Raw genomic sequence first — 16,757 nt, 5'->3', positions numbered from 1 at the left:
GCGAAGAGCCAGGGCTATTGACCTCGAAGGACACACAACGCGCCTCTCCATGTTCGCCTTTTGTGCTTCGAAAGTCGCATAAAATGGCAGACTGGAACTCAACGGCGGCTCATTGGTTTTGCGGGTTCAGCTCGTGGAAAAGGTCCGTCGGCCTTCCGTGAATGCCGGTTTCCGCATCGCCTACCTCGATTTCGTCGATGACCGCCGGACAGGCGAGGCGGAGCCGTATCTCGCCCGAGAGCACATTCGCGCGCATGATTTCGACGAACGCGCCTATCTTTTCATCCGCAGTGAGAAACCTGCGTTTGACGGATGCAGTGGTGCTACGCTTGTGGAGCCCGGGGCGTCTCTATGCGGCAATCCTTCATCGTGAGCCGATGCTATTGTGCAAGTTTCGCAGCACTGCGGGTGGCGATATCGCCCAAGACAGCATGAAGAAGCGTTCCAACTTCCTGTTCGGCGACCCCGGGTGCAATTCCTGATTCGGACAGTTGAACGAGAATTGCCTTGGCGGTGTTGCGCCAGAAGGCGTTCGCGTCCTTCCCGTTCTTGGATTCCAGGACCCGGGCGATCCCTTCGACCAACTTCCGCCGCCGATGCAGCGGAAACGCGCTTATGTTTGAATCACACATCGATCACCTCACCCCTTCAGTCGCGCGAATAAGCATTGGCGGGTGAGAAAATTTGGTTAACAGCGCTTTTGGACAATGGTCAGCAATGGAATAAAGCGTCTACCCAACAAGCCAAGAGGTGTGCCACGTGTTGATGATCGGCGCGTGCTGAACGGCCATCTTCTGGGTGCTGCGCTCCGGTGCTCCATGGCGCGACCTGCCTCAGCGCTATGGCCCGCGCACCACCTGTTGCAACCGCTTCGTCCGATGGCGAAAAGCAGGTGTGTGGCTGCGCAGTAACGAGTCTACGGCCTAAGGTTTGCGGAGCCTCACGCCGGCGCGGCTGCCGTTCTCCGGGATGAACTCGACGCCGGCGGCCTAGAGGGCGATGCGCAAGGCAGCAACGGTTCGCTCTTGTGTGGAGCCCTGTCGGGCCGCGACATCTACTTAATGTCTATTTTAGACAGTCGCCGCGACCATAACTTTTGATAACAGGTCAGGGTCGCGGGATGCCGAGCCGCTTGAAATACCGGGTTACGTCCGGATGCTCGCGATCGTCCCGCCTCAACCGCGCAAGCGCGTCATCATCGCCGGCGAGCGCCATAGCCAAACCGGGAGCGCTTATTCTCCTTTTCTGCGGCCCGCCGTTTCGCCCGACCTCAGGGAACGATATCGCCCCCCATGTATTAGAAACCCATGGACACTATGGAACCCCACGGCCACGGGATGGCGGCCGATCTTTTGACATCGGAAGTTGCCAATGCCAGGCAGCGCATCCACCGGACCGAGCTCGCGCTTCAACGCACTGAAGAAATGCTGGCGGAAAATCTCGCGCTGTGCAGCAGGATACGAACTGCGGTCGAGGCCGCAGACCGCTTGGTGAAGATCGATCCCCCCAGCTTTGAAGGACGTCGCGCGGGTTGAACTGGGCCGGCGTTTCATTCGCCTTGCGGCACCCTGCCGCAAGAGCCTGCCCGTTGGCATCACAGCGTGAGCAAACATTGGACAGAAGCATTCCAACGTCCACGATGTGCAACGCCGACGCTAGATAGACACGAATTTCAGTTCAAAGAGCGAGGTTAATGCTGCGGCAAACGAAGGGGGCACGGGGTGTCTTCGCGCGAGCCAGTTATCCGATCTCCCGCTCAGAAATTTCTACCAAATATTCCGACCTCCTGATGGAACCCATTCGTTGCGGGCGAGTTGCGGCTGATTGGGACGGACTTCCCGAACATGACAACGAGCAACAAAGCAGACCATCAGTCTGTCTCCGAAGCGTTTCGGAAACTGATCCGTTCCGAAGGCTATCGTCATCACGTACAAACGTTCTTAAATCTGGAGGTCGAACCAGAACTGCCGCCAACCCTACAGTCATTACTTGCGGCTATTGATCGGGCCAAACAGGGGCCGACGGAAGAAGTCCCTTAGCGGGCTGACTGAGCGTCAAAGCGGAAGAGTACAGAGGCTCGCTCCGTACTTTTTTCTCTGGTTCCCGCTCAGAAATTCCGCCAAACATTTCTTCTTGATTTTTCCCGATAGAGGGTAATGAATATCCCCTTGGGTTCTCGCTGAGGTGGGAGGCCTTGTATGAACGTTTGGACGAACTGCCGACCCGACAAAGCGACTGCCAAACACCTTGTTCACGAGCTGATCCTACAAGCCCGTCGCGGCCAAATCATCTCCGTCAAAGAGACTATCGCAGCGGTGCGCCGAGACGGGCCACATCTGGCGGAAACTGACTGCGAGCTGGTGGAGGTTATTGTCAATGTTGCCCCAGCCTTTGGCCTGTTCGTCGGGTTCGATCTTCGCGAATAGCCTCATGGCAACCCATTGGTTCTCGCCTGCGGTGTACGTCAGGACAGACCGACCTGGGATTGTGGGAGAAAGGCGGCTCGAGGCGCGTCAATAGGATCGTGGAGGAGCATGAGGGTCTTCGCGAGCCGGTGTCCGATCCCCACCACAGAAATTCTACAAACATTCCTGACTGTCGCGGCCCAGCGCCGTACCAATTTGTACAATTCGTACATGGCCTTGATGCCGCTCAGGTAGGGAGTAGAGTACGCTTCGGCGTGTCCCTGGGGAGGGCTGGATGAGCGTCGCGCGAAGGGTCGGTCCGCTTCTAGAGCAAGCAATCACTGTACTCCTCAACAGGGCGGACCGTGGCGACACGGTCTCGATAAAAGCGGCACTACGCGAAACGCGGGAGACTGCGCCTTATTTGGTGGCCTCCGATGAAGAACTGACCGAGGCGATCGTCGAGGCAGCAACTGCCATGGGCCTCTGCGTGGCTTTCGACTGTGGCGAGTAGCTGTCAGCCACTTCAGTCACTGTGGCATCGCAACAAAGCGCGCCGTCCTGCGCTATTTTCCCATTTTCAACAGTTAGAGGTAATCCGCAATTACCTTCGCAACGTGCTAAATCTGCCTGTAGAACGGGAACTGCCGGCTGAGCAAAGGTAATTGCTGGAGGAACTTGATAGGGCCGACAAAGAGTGACGTATGGCTCTCCACTGGTTCAACCCTCCGGTCCCGGTCAAGACCGAGCGTCTCGGGATCATCCGCAACGTCAACAACGCCGAGGCAGCCGGCGAGGAGCTGATGAAGTGGACCAAGCGTGGCCCTTGTTGGGACCTCGCGGTGCGCGTTTGCATGACCGTGATTTTCGACGAGATGGAAGCTGAGGAGGCCCGCAAGGCATTCCTGGCTGCGGCAAAAGAGGAGGGGACATTACTCCCCCCAATGACAACCAGCTAAATTGGATTGCGGTATAAGGTTCTAGGTGTCTCAGACTGAAACCGCCTTCGCGAAAGGAGCCCGCCGCCAAGCATGGAGATGAGAGGCGACGGACCCCCCCACAGCGGCTGCACATCCACGAAGTAATCCCGCTGCCGCCTCTAAACCCGCGAGGGTCCTATATCGTTCCCTTAGCTGCAGCTAAAGCGGGGTTGGTCGGCGGGCTCTTGCCGCTCTAAGTTCCCTCTTATGGGTCCCCTCTGGTTCGCTCCCCCGGTCTACGTGAAGACGAAACGTCCGGGCATTCGCAATGGGGTCAGCCACGTCGAGGGAGCCGCCGAGGAACTCCTGGCATGGGACACAAAGGGCCCGAGGTGGACGAAGGCGGTCCAATCCTGCGTCGACGCGTTCGAGGGCAGGATGTCCCCCATGAGGTGCGTGAAGCTTTGAGGCGGCTGCCAAGGAGGCCAACGTGTATCTCTCCCCTGAGTAGGAGGTATCATGGCGCCCATCTGGTTCGTCGCTCCGGTGTTCGTGAAGACTGAAACCGGTGTCAGGCATGGCTGCAACGCTGCAACAATGCGAAGGAAGCCCTTGAGCAGCTCAAGATGTGGACCCGGCGAGGGCCTCACTGGCATAAGGCGGTGACCCTCTGCCTGTCAGCCTTGGAGGGCGATTCGATTGACCCCCACATAATACGAAAGGCCTTTGAGGCTGCCGCCAAGGAGGCCAAGATGTATCTCTCCCCTGAGTAGCAGTTGTCGTGGCAACCCATTGGTTCTCCCCTCCTGTGTACGTCAGGACCGACCGACCTGGGGTCAGCTACGGGAGCAACAACGTCGAGGGTGCCGCCGAGGAACTCATGAAGTGGACCAAGATGGGACCTAAGTGGAGGAAGGCTGTGCAACTGTGCGCCGACGCCCTTCAGGACCGTGTGACTCCGGAAGAGGTCCGTCAGGCTTTCGAGGCTGCTGCCAAGGAGGAGGGGGTGCTCCGTGAGTAGCAGGCCGGTGCCCATGGCTATGTTGGGAAGGACCCGTTAGGCTGTCTAATGCTGACCAAGTCCGCGCTGCTCGAAATAGACCCGGATACGAGAGCATTCACTCTGGTTGGCGCATTCATGGGCCATTTTGCACTTCTTGAAACTGGCATCGGAGCTGCTCTGGGCGAGGTAGTTGGCGTCAATGGGGCACGTCGAGTAGTCATCAATTGAAACATGGGGTTCGACGAGAAGATCAAAACCGTACGCACAGGGGACCGGAACCGGAATGTCAGGCTTCTAAAGCCGATGGCAGAAACCGGACACGCTGTGGCGGCATTTGAGGGCACGTTCCTGCTCTTGATTATTGCCTGTGAGCTGTGCGCGAAAATCAGGAATGGAAGGGCCGGAGGCAGGAAGTACGGCGTCAGGCCGAGGCGCTAATCAAACGGGTCGGCAATGATCGCGAAAAGCTCAATACGGCCTGCAGCGAAACTAAAGAAGGAGTCGCGCGTTGGACGCGAATAACGCTTATTTCGCCTCTCAGTACGGTTTAGGTCAGAGTGGTCAAGCCAACGTCGCGGAAGGCAATCAATGGGTCGAACGCTTGTCAAGCGAAGTCGCCCGCTCGTGACGAGGTCACTTTGGCGCCGCCCGCTTTCCGGCCGGTCCAACTCGCAACGCTCGTGGACACGGTCCCTGCTGGCGATCGTTGGATCCATGAGATGAAATACGACGGCTATCGTATTCTCGTTGCCGTCGGCGGTGGCGAGGCGCGAGCCTACACACGATCTGGTCTGGACTGGTCTAGGCGTTTTCCCTCGATCCTCTCCGAGGCTCGCAAGCTCAAGGTGCGCTCAGCCCTGATTGACGGCGAGGCCGTGGTTGTCGATGTGGAAGGAAGATCTAACTTCCAGGCGCTTCAGAATGCATTGAAGGGTGCCCCGGCGACTATCGACTTTTATGCGTTCGATCTGCTGCAGCTCGACGGCGAAGATCTGACAAGGCTTCCTCTTGTTGAGCGCAAGGCGAAGCTGGAGGCGATCTTGCCTGCGAAAAATCCGGTCCTTCGTTACTCCGACCATATCCTCGGCCGCGGAGAAGAGCTGCTCGATCGCTTCTGCGCAGCCGGCCTTGAGGGCGTCATCTCAAAGCTCGCGGATTCGAGTTATGTGGCGGCCCGCGGCGCAAGCTGGCTGAAGATCAAATGCATCAGGCGGCAAGAATTTGTGATTGTCGGCTGGACGCCGTCCGACAAGGTCCGCGCGTTTCGGTCCTTGATCCTTGGCGTTCATGACGGCGGCAAGCTGCGTTACGCCGGGAAAGTCGGCACCGGCTTCGATACCGCTGAACTTCTTCGTCTATTGAAGATCATGGCGCCGCTTGAGCAGAAGGCCGCCACCGTCGACGCACCACGCGCCGAAGTGCGCGGCGCACACTGGCTCCGTCCGAAACTGGTCGCTGAGATTGCCTTCACCGAAATGACAAATGAAGGGACGTTACGACATCCGAGCTATCTTGGTCTCCGTGAAGACAAGAAGCCGGAGGCGGTCGTGCTCGAGACGGAACGTCATGCAGCCGATCTCGCCGCGTCTGCGACAACCGCCATCGCGATAAGTAACCGTGACCGCGTCATCTATCCGGAGTCCAACATCACCAAGGGACAGCTTGCCGACCATTACGCAGCGGTCGCGGCGATCATGCTTCCTTGGGTTGGCAGCCGGCCGATCAGTCTGGTTCGATGCCCACAGGGCCGCGCGAAGAAGTGCTTCTTCCAGAAACACGACGCCGGCAGCTTTGGCGACAAAGTCCACCACGTCGGCATCACAGAGAAAGACGGGCACGAGGAACCATATCTCTATGTCGACGATGCCGACGGACTGATGACTTGCGTCCAGATGGGAACGATCGAGCTGCATGGATGGGGGGCTCGGATCGAGGATGTCGAAAAGGCCGACCGCCTCGTGTTCGACCTCGACCCCGATGAAGGCCTCGATTTTGAGGCCGTCCGCGCCGCTGCCTTTCAGTTCCGCGCTATCCTTAAATCGCTGGGACTTACGACTTTCCCGATGCTGACGGGAGGCAAAGGAGTGCACGTCATCGCGCCGCTCACCCCTGGCGCCGAGTGGCCAGAGGTGAAGGACTTCGCGTCTCGCCTGGCGCAGGCGGTCGCCCGGAGCGATCCGGCCCATTTCACGGCAGTGTTGTCAAAGGCGCGCCGCAAGGGTCGCATCTTTGTGGACTATCTACGCAATCAGCGCGGGGCGACCGCGATCATGCCTTACAGCGCGAGATCACGTCCGGGCGCTCCTGTCGCGGCACCGATCACGTGGGCGGAGATGAAGACAATAGATGGGCCCTCTCATTTCCACGTGGGCGATGCTCCTGAATTAAAGAAACGCGCAGCCTCCAAAACTCTGGCTGGATGGGGTCGCGCTGACCAATCCTTGCCCAATCTGTAGCGTCCGACGCCGGAAGAGGCAGTAAAGCCGGGATTCAAAGGGCAACGCGGCGCTCACGGCCTTGCCTCATTGGAACCTGCGGAGATCGGTCTCGTTTGGCTGAAGCCATGGCAAAAATCGATCCTAGGACCGTCGCCAGTCTTTTAAGGGAATACGCGCAACGGGCGTCTATGCGCGGCGACAATCCCTATCGCACAAAGGCATACTTGCGCGCGGCAGACAGTCTGATGGCGCTGTCGCAGCCGCTTGATCGGATCATCGCCACCGGCGCCCTCACCAAGATCCCGGGGATCGGTGACGCGATCGCAGACATCGTGACCAAGCTTTACCAAACCGGCACGCACCCAAGCCTTGAGAAGCTGCGCGAGGATGTTCCAGCGGGCGTGATGGAGCTGTTTGCCATACCCGGGCTTCGTCCCGATAAGATACTGAAGCTTCATCAGGCGCTCGGCGTGAACTCGCGGGCGGAGCTCGAGGCCGCAGCAAGAGAAGACCGCATACGCCCAGTCGAAGGCCTCGGCGCCGCGCTTCAGACAAAACTCCTGCAGAACCTGGCCATCGTGCGAAGCGGCGAAACGCAACTTCACCTGCACAAGGCCGCCGCTCTTCTCGAACATGCGATCATATCGGTGAAGCAACAGCATCCAGAGTTTTCGCGCGTCGAAATTGCAGGTGACTTCCGGGCGGTTGCGAGCTCGTTTCCGACTTCGCCCTGGTAGCGCAGGGCAGAAAGTCGACTGGAATCGAGGATACGACCCTCAGGCTTGTTGTCACGGACAGGAAGCACTTTGGCGCGAACCTGCTCGAAGCAACCGGTTCGGCAGACCACCTTGAGCAACTGAAGACGTTCGCGGCCGACAAGGGATTCACCCTAAACGCCGACGGGCTTCATCGCGGGAGAAAGCTGATCGCGTCAGCGACAGAAGAAGAAATCTACCAAGCTCTAGACCTGCAGTTTATCGAGCCTGAATTGCGCGAAGGCAGGGACGAGATTGAGCGAGCGGCAAAGCAGAAGCTACCCGCCCTCATTCGGGATGAAGATCTGCATGGCATCCTGCATTCTCACACGACCGCATCCGATGGCACCGAAACGCTTGAGGCAATGGCTGAAGCCACGCGTAGGCGCGGTTTCGAATACTATGGTGTCGCCGATCATTCGCAGTCCGCTCACTACGCAGGCGGCCTTTCGTTGCAGGAGATTGCTGAACAGCACCGCGAAGCTGACCGGCTGAACAAGGCATACAATGGAAAATTTCGCATACTGAAGGGCATCGAGGCGGACATCCTGGCTGATGGCTCGCTCGATTACCCGAATCATATTTTGGAGCACTTTGATTTCGTCGTCGCGAGCGTGCACAGCCGCTTCAAGTTGCCGAAGAAAGAGCAGACGGAGCGTATCATTGAGGCGATCGGAAATCCTCGGACGACAATCATCGGGCACATGACCGGTCGCCAGCTGTTGCGCCGGCCCGGTTATGATCTCGACATCGACAAGGTCCTCAAAGCGTGTGCGAAATACGGCGTTGCCGTCGAAATCAACGCACATCCGTGGCGACTCGACCTCGACTGGCGCTGGCATCAAAAGGCACTCGATCAGGGCTGCATCTTCAGCATCAATCCGGACGCTCATTCGATCCGCGAGCTCGATCACATGCATTGGGGTGTCGAGATGGCGCGCAAGGGCGGTGTCCCTGCGAAGCGGGTCCTGAACGCGATGCGTTTGACGGCCCTCCTTGCGCATCTCGCACTGCGCAGGCAAACGTCCTAACCTGCTTGTGCGCCCGCCCTATCAGCGCAGGAGTCCGTCATTCTCAAAATCTTCCCAGCCGCGCAAACTGGAGTGCGAGTTCTCATCGGGCCCATAACCAGCTGAAGCTGCAGTTCCGCGACCGCTTCTTTGAGCGCGTTTCATAGCGGCCCTCCCAGCGGCTCGCCGCCTATTCTCTGCAGCTGTCGCTGCGTCCTGTTCGCGCCAGACCGTAACCAGGTCGCGGTCAAGCACATCTTCCACGTGCTGAGGGTCGAACACGTGAAAGGTGATGTTCCTTGCCCGCCCGCGGAGTTTCACCGTTTTCGTCCCGGCGCTCTGCAAGCGACCATCTTTCAACCAGCGGTGCCGTTCGGCCGTCGAGATCGTCAGAATGTCCTCGATTTCACGAGGGATTACGGGCAAGTCTTCGATATTCTGCAGTGCTTTGGATACGATCCCGAATACCACCTGCACATCGTTCTCGGCGCCCTCAGACATGCGCAGGGTAAGCACGCGGGACTCGATATTGAGCAATTTCCTGAACTCCGTTGGAAGGCGGGCGCGTATTTCGAGAAAAATACCCCTCGCTCTGACGGACGATCCAAACGTTGCAGCCGGGGTCAAAGGCCACTCTCCAATCAGCTTCGCTGTTGCATTGATTTTACGGCGCGTGGACATGCCCCTTTATATAGGTCCCCGATAGTCGGCAGCGATGAGCCGATCGCAAAGCCAACATGAGTTCTAATCCGCCAGCGGTCTGAACCACGATGCCCAAAGGCGCAACCACGATTGTGAGCGGGGCCGTTTGCAACTTCGGCTAACAGGAAACGGCAGAGTTGATCTCGAAGTGCGATATCAGGCGCGTCGCCGCCTGGCGGCTTTTTGGGGGCCGTTTGCTGTCCGTCCGGTTATTGCCGAGGGACCAGTTAAAGCCGCCGTTCGGCTCACGACCTCTTCGCGGAATACAAGGCAAGTTCAGATCCCGCGGAAGTCGACATTGAACTGCCTCTCCGTTTACACGTTTGGCAAATGTTGCGAATGGAGGGAGTTGCATGTTTGAAGGTTTCTCGCTGGAGCAGATCAAACTTCCGGAAGCGACGCTCAGAGTGCGGGTTGGTGGAAGGGGCCACCGCTTCCTGATGCTGCACGGTCATCCTCGCACCCATGCCACTTGGCATCGCGTGGCGCCGATTTTGGCTGAGGAATACACCGTAATTTGCCCTGGTTTTCGGTGCTCGCCCTTGCGGTGTGTCGCAACACAATCAGCGCGTCCGGTTTGCCGTGAACAGATCTTGCTGATGCACCAGTTCGTCCGCGACGGGCTGACGGAGGCGGCGTGTGCCATTCGGGTGGATGGCCGAAAATAACCCCACCTCTGCATGACGCGAATTGTCCCAGCCCGGGTAGGCCGTTATCGGGTACAGGCAAATACCCTCGAATCGATGCTCCGACACCCATAGCGGCACGCACCTCGTCGCGGCATACATAGTGGAGCCAAGCCGGCCCGCCGGATCCCTCTGAGCCGGTCTCGGCAATGAACATCGGCTTACCGTACCGATGAGCAACCTCGAGCAACATTTCCGACAAAGCGCGGTACTCATGGTGTCCCATCGATATCGTCGGCCCGTTTATTTACCATTGATTGGGCGGCTAGAAATTCAGGCCCACGACATCGACAACATCTTCGCTCCCGCCCAACTCAGGTTCGACGCGGCCCAGCAACATGTCGTAAGCTTCGAACTGCCCCTGACGGGCGTTTTCGGCCCGACCCCGTTCGCTGCGGGTCCGGTCACGAGGAGCGATTTGGATAAGGGGCTCGGCCCAGACAAATCTGCAGGCGGGGTCGATCTCCCGCATTGCACGAACACCCGCGATGGCAGCCTTCACGAGATGCCGCTTGAACCATCCACGTTTGTTCGGCCCCACGCGGGAAATAGCCGACCTCAACAGCCCATGCGAAAAAGGAGATCTAGTTGATGGGACACAACAGAGGCGGTGTTCCGGCGATCGAACGCTGTACGCTCACGGCTTCTGCCGCGAACGAGGCATAGGCATCGATGAAATGCAGCGATCGCTGATCGACATGGTCTGGAGATCCGTAATGGAAGATGTCCCAGATAACCTGGACACCTGCCGATCGGGCCGCCTTGACCATTGGCGCCCAACTTGACCAGTCATAGGCGAAGCTTGCGGAACCGGAGCCTCCACCTGGTGCTCGTCCATACGCCCCACTTCGCTCATTCGAAGTCTTCTTTCAGCAGTCGGCTTCGAACTCGGCCGCCTTGTTAGGACCGGGAACCGCGTTGGCGAAATACCGCATCCAATGGGGCGCGCCATCTTCGTTGCTCAGTCCAGCTCGTCCTGGCGCGACCGGGTAATGCCGAACCGATTTGGTCGAGCCTTTGTTCCTGTGGTGGACTGTCCGGAGCTGGGTGGCGAAGGAGGAACAAGGAGGGCCGTGCCAAGTTCGGGGCGATATACCACCGCCGCCGATCGACTCGAGCGGCTGCTCAGCAACAAGAGAGGCACGGGATCACATGACCGTTCAGATTCGACTTTCCGAGATCGACCACGCCAGGCGCGAGGATCGTGGCGACGGCGCTTGGAGCATCGCACCGGACTTGGGCTATTTGCGCCTAGCAATCGTCAATGTCGTGTTCTTCGGCGCACCGGGCAGCGGAGATCGGAACTGGATGCTGATCGATACCGGGTTGCCGACGTCCCGCGGCAGCATTCTTGCGGTCGCGGAAAAGCGGTTTGGCACGAACGCACGGCCGGCCGCGATCATCCTGACCCACGGCCATTTCGACCATGTGGGAACGGTTCTAGACCTCGCGAATAGGTGGGACGTGCCTGTCTTCGCGCATCCACTCGAGCGCCCCTATCTGGACGGAACCGCGTCCTATCCGCCACCGGATCCCTGGGTCGGGGGTGGACTGATGGCGCTGCTTTCGCCGCTTTTTCCACGGGGGCCAATTGATCTTGGCAACCGTTTGGAACTCCTACCTGCCGACGGATCGATCCCCGGAATGCCCGGATGGCGATGGCTACACACACCCGGGCACGCTCCTGGGCATATCTCGCTCTGGCGCGAGGAGGACCGCTCGCTGATCGTAGGGGACGCTTTCATCACCACCGGTCAGGAGTCAGTCTATGAGGTCGCCGTTCAGGATCTTGAGATGCACGGTCCGCCGCGCTACTTCACGCCGGACTGGGATGCGGCGGAAAGATCCGTGAAGCACCTGGCTGCCCTGAACCCGCACATGGTCATCAGTGGACACGGTGCGGCTGCTGCGGGAGTGGGCATGCGTCAAGCTCTTGACAGCCTGGCTGAGCGGTTCAGGGTGTTCGCCGTCCCGCCGAAATTGAAATTCGTGCGCGAGCCGGCGGCAGTCCTAGGTAGCTGAGGCTAACTGAGCCGCCGTCGTTCTGAAGTATGATCAAGTTGGGCAGACTCTGTCTCTCGACCCGGTAGAGTTACCCGTCGGGTCGCGCTTTCCATCGTCGCGACAAACTCTGACAAGCGGAACAAACCCGGGAGGCGCCGGGTTAGGGTCGCTCGATCGGCGCAGGGCGACTGCGGCCAAGCGCCCCGAAGTTCTGCGTCAGGAGAAGACGTCAGATGGAAAACGAGTACCCGAAGGACGCGTCCTCTCCGCCCGCGAGCCGACCGGCAATAAGTTGTTCGAGTCCACACGCGTCGGCATCCGCCAAGACTTGGCTTTGATTCGCTCATCGGCCAAAACCGTGGAGGAGACCAAATGGCAAATCTGGGAAGATTGGCGATCGCGATGCTTGGCGTTCTGGCATACCAAAACCGCGACAAGCTCTGTGAATTGATTCCGGGAGCGGGGTATCTTAACCCAAACGACCCGCAACGCAGAATTCTGGCTCAGATAACGAATGGCGTGTCGAGGGCTGACCTTGGTGAGATCCTCGACCGGTTCAGGGAGGTGGGGGCAGGATCGAAGGTCGACTCGTGGGTTGGCAGCGGGCCAAACCAACCGATTGAGCCAAGGGACGTCCAAGCGGCAATGGACGAAGGTACACTCACGTCCATTTCGATGCAGACGGGTCTTTCGCGCGAGGAGCTAATCAAAAGGATTGCGCGGGATCTACCCGAGACAGTCAACGAGATGACGCCGAATGGTGAATGGCCGCCTGAGCCGACACATGGCTTGGATAAGTCGACCCTGCTCGACAATGTATCCTAGGGGACACAGCCAGGAATGCAGCCGGCCAAGGCGAGATCCAGGGTGGCAACTCTACACCGGGGGACGCTCCTGCGCGATCGCCTTCATCCGCTCGCGAACCAAGGATCTGTTTCGAGCGCGCCGAACGCGCAACTGGCCGCCATCCTGAAAATGCGGCACCGCTGCATCGCGGCGCCCTCGCTCGCGTATATCGGTGAGCGGAAGAAGGCGCGTTCCTGGCTGGCCAGAGCGCTGGCGATCGATCCGGACGACTTCGTGACGCAGTACAACGCCGCTTGCATGTATTCCGTGCTCGGGGAAGTGGAGGAAGCGGTGCGGTACCTGGAAAGAGCCGTCGGAGGAAGCGTGAGTCAGAACCTATTGGAACGAATCCCGTCACGAAGTCGATTTCGACGCCATTCGCGATCACCCGCGGTTCGTGCAGCTTCTTAGTTCACTTGGCTTGTGACGCACAGCTGTACTTGCACAAGCTTCGGCCTGCCTAGCAGCCGCGTTCGGTTTGGGTGGCGGATTCAACTGATCGCAGCAACACACGAGTCTGTCTGAAAGATGGAGTGTGAGCCATGAAGCAGCGAAGTCGCATCTGCTACTCGGCCGCTCAGCGCCTGAGATTTGGGTTCGATGGCAGGCGGGCGAGTCGATGAGCTCGATCGGACGACGATTCGATCGGGAGTCTTCATCGGTCCGTTCTTGCCGCCGCGCCTGGGCCTTGCACTGGCGGGCTGCCGGCCTTGCCTGTCGCCGGTGGTGTTTTCCCGCACATTTTGCTGCTGCCGCTGCTTGTGCTGCTCACCTGGCCGCTCGCCATGGGCAAGTATTTCGCCCCGGCATCGTCTCTGCGGGGTTTGCTTCGTCGGCAAAGGACATCGCCAGCTGGCCTCACAGCTGCGGTCGATCGCGGCCGAATCGGGATTGATGCTGGCCGACGCGCTGGCCGGCGGCCGCTTCACCCGCTACAATGATCTGTTGATGCCTGCCGGCATTATTGCCGGGGCCGGCGACCGGTTGTTCGATGCGAAAGCCGAGGCTCTTAGACTACAATCGGAGATTCCTAGTTCGTTTGTCGATATCATCCCGCAGGCCGGCCACATGGTCCACCACACCGCACCGCACCGCTAGCTGTTCTCGCCATGGTGGACAGGGTCGCTGCCGCGGCCAGCATGAAGGAGGCCGGCACTGGCGCGATCCCGAAGAAGTGGAATCGCGATTTTCGGAAAAGATCATGCTCAAAAGCAATAGGTAGAACCCCGTCCCGACTCTATCGGGTGGCGAATCCGATGATTTACTTCACGGCGGCACGCACTTCAGCGAACCGCATCCTGTGCATCCATCCGCGCCGGTTCGGCTAACATCGACGTCGAGGTCCCGTATCTTGGGGATTTGGCCAGGGGAACGGCCCCAATTCCGTGTTCGGCTTCTGCCTCTCTTTGTGGCTGCCAGCATCTAGTCGTCTGCAAATCGAGGCCACGGACTGACAAGCACCCCCGCACTACAAGGAGCTGGCGGTCGGAGAACAAATGTAGACATGTCGCACCATCCTTGCGGGTACGGCTTGCGATGCATACTGACGGTCGAGGGCTTAATGTAACCAAATCAACGGCTCGGCGTTTCGGTCAGCGCCGTTGCAATGAGCGAAGCCATAACCTCTGTCACGAGCATAGACTGGCGATTTCATGAGTCGCAATTTTCTGGTGATCGAACCTGAGGAAGGAATTGCCGTGCTCAAGGGGCTTGCCTCCTCGGCGCGGATCTCGATGCTGAAACTGCTGCATGAGAAGGGGCCGATGAATGTCAACGAAATCGCCGCCGAGCTGTCGCTTCCGCAGTCAACCGTCTCGACCAATATCCAGGTGCTGGAGGATGCGGGGCTGATCCGCACCGAGAGCCTGAAAGCGAAGAAAGGCAACCAGAAAATCTGCTATCCGACCGCCGAAAAAGTGCTCATCGTGTTCAAGGGTGAGTATCGTAAGGTCAAGAACGACGCGATCGAAGTGTCGATGCCGATCGGGCTTTACACCGGCTTCGAGGTTACCGCGCCCTGCGGCCTTTGTTCGCCGGACGGCATCATCGGTCTGCTCGATGTGCCGAACACTTTCCTTGATCCGGACCGCATGAAAGCCGGTCTGCTATGGTTCACGCGCGGTTTTGTCGAATACCAGTTCCCCAACAATGCCAAGCTCGCCAATGCCGAGATCACCGGACTCGAAGTTGCGTTAGAGCTGTCTTCGGAGGTGCCGGGCACCAGCGCCGATTGGCCCTCGGACATCACGCTGACGATCAATGGCGTCGATGTCGGCACATGGACGTCACCGGGAGATTTCGGCGACAAGCGCGGCGTCTTCACGCCCTCCTGGTGGAAGCTCAAGGGCTCGCAATACGGCAAGCTGAAGACCTGGCGAATTGCCAAGGACGGCACCTATGTCGACGGCGTCAGGATTTCCGAAACCGGCCTCGCCGCACTCGATCTGAAGAGCCATCATTCAATCCGCGTCCGTATCGGCGTCAAGGACGACGCCGAGCGCCCCGGCGGGATCAACATTTTCGGCATGGGCTTTGGAAATTACGATCAGGACATCCTGCTCAGGATCAAAACCGCGTGAATCGACTGGCCGCGTTGCTGCGCTCAGTTACAGTTCATTGCTAGGCTAGGCTTGCAGCTGGCACCGCCGTCCATGAGGCGACCGGCTTGCCTGACGTGTATAGATCCCTCGTCGCAAGCTTTGCCCACTGGCTGCGAATCCCCTGCTACCCTCAATCACCAGTACAAAGCGATCCGTCCCACCAACCAACAGCCAGAGCATCCTCCGTTCCGGCAAATGCCGGAACTTACCATCTAGGCAACTCTCGAAAGTATATGCCGATCCAGGTCACACTTAGCCAACCCGAACCGCCAGCGATGGTTCGTAGCCTCACGCCTGCTCTGGTAGAACAAGGTCAGTTGCCGGCCGTCGATCATCACCGTCGAATGGCCATTCTCGCCGGGCTCACCAGGGTCGAGAACGGGGCCAACGGAAACGTAGGGACCCTTGACGTCATCGGCGATGGCGAAGAAGACGCGCTGCCGGCTGCCGCGCGGACCTTCGGGGAGGAAGCAGGTGGCGTTGAGAAGCACACGACCGTCCGGCAGCTCGACGAGCTGCGCGCCTTCGATCCCCCATTCGTAATCGGGGTGCTCGCGCGCATTGTGATGTGGCACGTCGAGATGATCGAGTATCTTGCCGAGACGTTTCCATGGCCCGAACCAGGAATCGGATTGGCTGCGCGCCAGATAGACATCAGGCTGGGGCACCCTGGTGAATTTGGGCATGCCTGAATAGACGATATAGCGCTTGCCTCCGACGATTGCGGGGTGGGGATCGTAGATGCCGTCCTCATCGGTGTCGGGCAGCGACAATAACGCCGGATTGAGCACCACCCAATGAAAGCCGTCATTGGACACCGCGTGCTCGCAACGTCCGCCGGACTTCATGAATTCGGTCTGGATAAACATGTGGAAGACGCCGCACTCATGAATGACGCCGGGCGCCGCAATGCCAGATCCGGTTACCGGCAAAACGATCGCCTCGTGCTCTGTCCAGGGTCCATAAAGATCCGGCGCTGTGGCGTGGAGGATTTTCCAGCTCTCTGTTGTGACGGTGCCGCTGGAGCCGAAGACGTGCCAGAGCGTGCCGTCGAACACCGGACAAGGGTCCTTCAGATCATCCACAACCTGCGGGTGAAACAATGGAAAGACGTTGGTTTCAAAGTCGATCTTCATTCGCCAGCCATCCCTCGATTCGTCTCGGTCTCCATTCAAATGAACCACCGGCGCGACTCAGATGAATCGATTCCAAGCGTATTTATAGCTCCGCTGATGAACGGTTGTTGAACGATTGAAGGATTTGAACCGCTCTGTGGCAAAGGGCCACATTTGGGGAGCCCGACCTGACGCGAGGGGCTTCATCATGTGGATCGAATGGGGGCGGTCGGCTCGCCCCTTCTCTGTCGAGCCGTCGCAAGTGGAGCGGAC

At 59.0% G+C, this 16,757-nt stretch carries 19 protein-coding genes and 2 pseudogenes; 18 read left to right on the top strand and 3 right to left on the bottom strand.

From position 1 onward, the window contains the following. Positions 1-157 precede the first annotated feature (157 nt). Positions 158-373: a hypothetical protein gene (locus NKI19_RS19105; RefSeq protein WP_352566834.1), complete on the top strand. Its 216-nt coding sequence runs from the start codon at positions 158-160 to the stop codon at positions 371-373. A 7-nt stretch (positions 374-380) separates the two neighbouring features. Here NKI19_RS19105 and NKI19_RS19100 read toward each other — a convergent pair whose 3' ends face one another. Further along, complete coding sequence (locus tag NKI19_RS19100) at positions 381-632, bottom strand: DUF6074 family protein (protein WP_352457909.1); 252 nt, start codon at positions 630-632, stop codon at positions 381-383. A 75-nt stretch (positions 633-707) separates the two neighbouring features. On the opposite strand from NKI19_RS19100, the pseudogene NKI19_RS19095 reads away from it, so the two are divergent. The 11 genes and pseudogenes from NKI19_RS19095 to NKI19_RS19045 all read left to right on the top strand — a co-directional run. Then, positions 708-906: pseudogene (locus NKI19_RS19095) on the top strand (transposase); the annotation flags it as partial. A gap of 431 nt (positions 907-1,337) precedes the next feature. Continuing rightward, entirely contained in the window at positions 1,338-1,535 is a 198-nt protein-coding gene (locus tag NKI19_RS19090; RefSeq protein WP_023722969.1) for a hypothetical protein, read from the top strand. A 663-nt stretch (positions 1,536-2,198) separates the two neighbouring features. Beyond that, positions 2,199-2,426: a hypothetical protein gene (locus NKI19_RS19085; RefSeq protein ID WP_352566832.1), complete on the top strand. Its 228-nt coding sequence runs from the start codon at positions 2,199-2,201 to the stop codon at positions 2,424-2,426. A 274-nt stretch (positions 2,427-2,700) separates the two neighbouring features. Next, positions 2,701-2,919, top strand: coding sequence for a hypothetical protein (locus NKI19_RS19080; RefSeq protein ID WP_352566830.1), 219 nt, complete (start codon positions 2,701-2,703; stop codon positions 2,917-2,919). A 190-nt stretch (positions 2,920-3,109) separates the two neighbouring features. Then, positions 3,110-3,364, top strand: a complete 255-nt coding sequence (locus tag NKI19_RS19075) for a DUF982 domain-containing protein (protein WP_352566828.1) — start codon at positions 3,110-3,112, stop codon at positions 3,362-3,364. A 542-nt stretch (positions 3,365-3,906) separates the two neighbouring features. Next, positions 3,907-4,098 carry a DUF982 domain-containing protein gene (locus tag NKI19_RS19070; protein ID WP_352566856.1) on the top strand — a complete coding sequence of 64 codons (192 nt, stop codon included), beginning with the start codon at positions 3,907-3,909 and terminating at the stop codon, positions 4,096-4,098. Positions 4,099-4,106: 8 nt separating this feature from the next. Further along, positions 4,107-4,346, top strand: coding sequence for a DUF982 domain-containing protein (locus tag NKI19_RS19065; protein ID WP_352566826.1), 240 nt, complete (start codon positions 4,107-4,109; stop codon positions 4,344-4,346). Positions 4,347-4,885: 539 nt separating this feature from the next. Next, positions 4,886-6,784 (top strand): DNA ligase D, encoded by a 1,899-nt coding sequence (gene ligD, locus NKI19_RS19060; protein ID WP_352566824.1) that lies wholly within the window; start codon positions 4,886-4,888, stop codon positions 6,782-6,784. Between the two features lie 95 nt (positions 6,785-6,879). Then, on the top strand, positions 6,880-7,503 hold the full coding sequence (locus tag NKI19_RS19055) for a helix-hairpin-helix domain-containing protein (protein WP_352951208.1): 624 nt from the start codon (positions 6,880-6,882) through the stop codon (positions 7,501-7,503). Further along, positions 7,497-7,703 (top strand): annotated as a pseudogene (locus NKI19_RS19050) (DNA polymerase/3'-5' exonuclease PolX); the annotation flags it as partial. The gene NKI19_RS19055 and the pseudogene NKI19_RS19050, both read left to right, overlap by 7 nt. A 51-nt stretch (positions 7,704-7,754) precedes the next feature. Next, positions 7,755-8,552 carry a PHP domain-containing protein gene (locus NKI19_RS19045; protein ID WP_352566820.1) on the top strand — a complete coding sequence of 266 codons (798 nt, stop codon included), beginning with the start codon at positions 7,755-7,757 and terminating at the stop codon, positions 8,550-8,552. Positions 8,553-8,573: 21 nt separating this feature from the next. On the opposite strand, the gene NKI19_RS19040 is transcribed toward NKI19_RS19045, so the two are convergent. Further along, entirely contained in the window at positions 8,574-9,212 is a 639-nt protein-coding gene (locus NKI19_RS19040) for a hypothetical protein (protein ID WP_352566818.1), read from the bottom strand. Positions 9,213-9,586: 374 nt separating this feature from the next. Between NKI19_RS19040 and NKI19_RS19035 the strand changes: the two genes are divergently transcribed. The 6 genes from NKI19_RS19035 (at position 9,587) to NKI19_RS19010 (ending at position 15,348) form a co-directional block, all read left to right on the top strand. Beyond that, positions 9,587-9,901 (top strand): alpha/beta fold hydrolase, encoded by a 315-nt coding sequence (locus NKI19_RS19035; protein ID WP_352566816.1) that lies wholly within the window; start codon positions 9,587-9,589, stop codon positions 9,899-9,901. A gap of 1,170 nt (positions 9,902-11,071) precedes the next feature. Next, positions 11,072-11,941, top strand: coding sequence for an MBL fold metallo-hydrolase (locus tag NKI19_RS19030; protein ID WP_352467862.1), 870 nt, complete (start codon positions 11,072-11,074; stop codon positions 11,939-11,941). A 354-nt stretch (positions 11,942-12,295) separates the two neighbouring features. Further along, positions 12,296-12,748, top strand: a complete 453-nt coding sequence (locus NKI19_RS19025; RefSeq protein WP_502899311.1) for a YidB family protein — start codon at positions 12,296-12,298, stop codon at positions 12,746-12,748. 15 nt (positions 12,749-12,763) lie between these two features. Beyond that, on the top strand, positions 12,764-13,180 hold the full coding sequence (locus NKI19_RS19020) for a TPR end-of-group domain-containing protein (RefSeq protein ID WP_352566814.1): 417 nt from the start codon (positions 12,764-12,766) through the stop codon (positions 13,178-13,180). A 480-nt stretch (positions 13,181-13,660) separates the two neighbouring features. Further along, positions 13,661-13,867: an alpha/beta fold hydrolase gene (locus NKI19_RS19015; RefSeq protein WP_352951205.1), complete on the top strand. Its 207-nt coding sequence runs from the start codon at positions 13,661-13,663 to the stop codon at positions 13,865-13,867. 554 nt (positions 13,868-14,421) lie between these two features. Further along, positions 14,422-15,348, top strand: a complete 927-nt coding sequence (locus NKI19_RS19010) for an ArsR/SmtB family transcription factor (protein ID WP_352566810.1) — start codon at positions 14,422-14,424, stop codon at positions 15,346-15,348. 233 nt (positions 15,349-15,581) lie between these two features. On the opposite strand, the gene NKI19_RS19005 is transcribed toward NKI19_RS19010, so the two are convergent. Continuing rightward, the gene (locus NKI19_RS19005) at positions 15,582-16,505 is read right to left on the bottom strand and encodes a glycoside hydrolase family protein (RefSeq protein WP_352566808.1); all 924 of its coding nucleotides are present in this window, start codon (positions 16,503-16,505) and stop codon (positions 15,582-15,584) included. Between the last annotated feature and the right edge of the window lie 252 nt (positions 16,506-16,757).

The sequence above is a fragment of the Mesorhizobium sp. M0751 genome (genome assembly GCF_040320265.1).
GTDB lineage: Bacteria > Pseudomonadota > Alphaproteobacteria > Rhizobiales > Rhizobiaceae > Mesorhizobium.
The sequence above is the reverse complement of the archived record's forward strand: the minus strand, read 5'-3'. Positions and strand labels throughout refer to the sequence as shown.

What these genes read in the sequence shown, in the direction of transcription:
- NKI19_RS19100 (WP_352457909.1), bottom strand. Translation starts at nt 632, where the DNA reads ATGTGTGATTCAAACATAAGCGCGTTTCCGCTGCATCGGCGGCGGAAG.
- NKI19_RS19090 (WP_023722969.1), top strand. Translation starts at nt 1,338, where the DNA reads ATGGCGGCCGATCTTTTGACATCGGAAGTTGCCAATGCCAGGCAGCGC.
- NKI19_RS19085 (WP_352566832.1), top strand. Translation starts at nt 2,199, where the DNA reads ATGAACGTTTGGACGAACTGCCGACCCGACAAAGCGACTGCCAAACAC.
- NKI19_RS19080 (WP_352566830.1), top strand. Translation starts at nt 2,701, where the DNA reads ATGAGCGTCGCGCGAAGGGTCGGTCCGCTTCTAGAGCAAGCAATCACT.
- NKI19_RS19075 (WP_352566828.1), top strand. Translation starts at nt 3,110, where the DNA reads ATGGCTCTCCACTGGTTCAACCCTCCGGTCCCGGTCAAGACCGAGCGT.
- NKI19_RS19040 (WP_352566818.1), bottom strand. Translation starts at nt 9,212, where the DNA reads ATGTCCACGCGCCGTAAAATCAATGCAACAGCGAAGCTGATTGGAGAG.
- NKI19_RS19035 (WP_352566816.1), top strand. Translation starts at nt 9,587, where the DNA reads ATGTTTGAAGGTTTCTCGCTGGAGCAGATCAAACTTCCGGAAGCGACG.
- NKI19_RS19030 (WP_352467862.1), top strand. Translation starts at nt 11,072, where the DNA reads ATGACCGTTCAGATTCGACTTTCCGAGATCGACCACGCCAGGCGCGAG.
- NKI19_RS19025 (WP_502899311.1), top strand. Translation starts at nt 12,296, where the DNA reads ATGGCAAATCTGGGAAGATTGGCGATCGCGATGCTTGGCGTTCTGGCA.
- NKI19_RS19020 (WP_352566814.1), top strand. Translation starts at nt 12,764, where the DNA reads ATGCAGCCGGCCAAGGCGAGATCCAGGGTGGCAACTCTACACCGGGGG.
- NKI19_RS19010 (WP_352566810.1), top strand. Translation starts at nt 14,422, where the DNA reads ATGAGTCGCAATTTTCTGGTGATCGAACCTGAGGAAGGAATTGCCGTG.
- NKI19_RS19005 (WP_352566808.1), bottom strand. Translation starts at nt 16,505, where the DNA reads ATGAAGATCGACTTTGAAACCAACGTCTTTCCATTGTTTCACCCGCAG.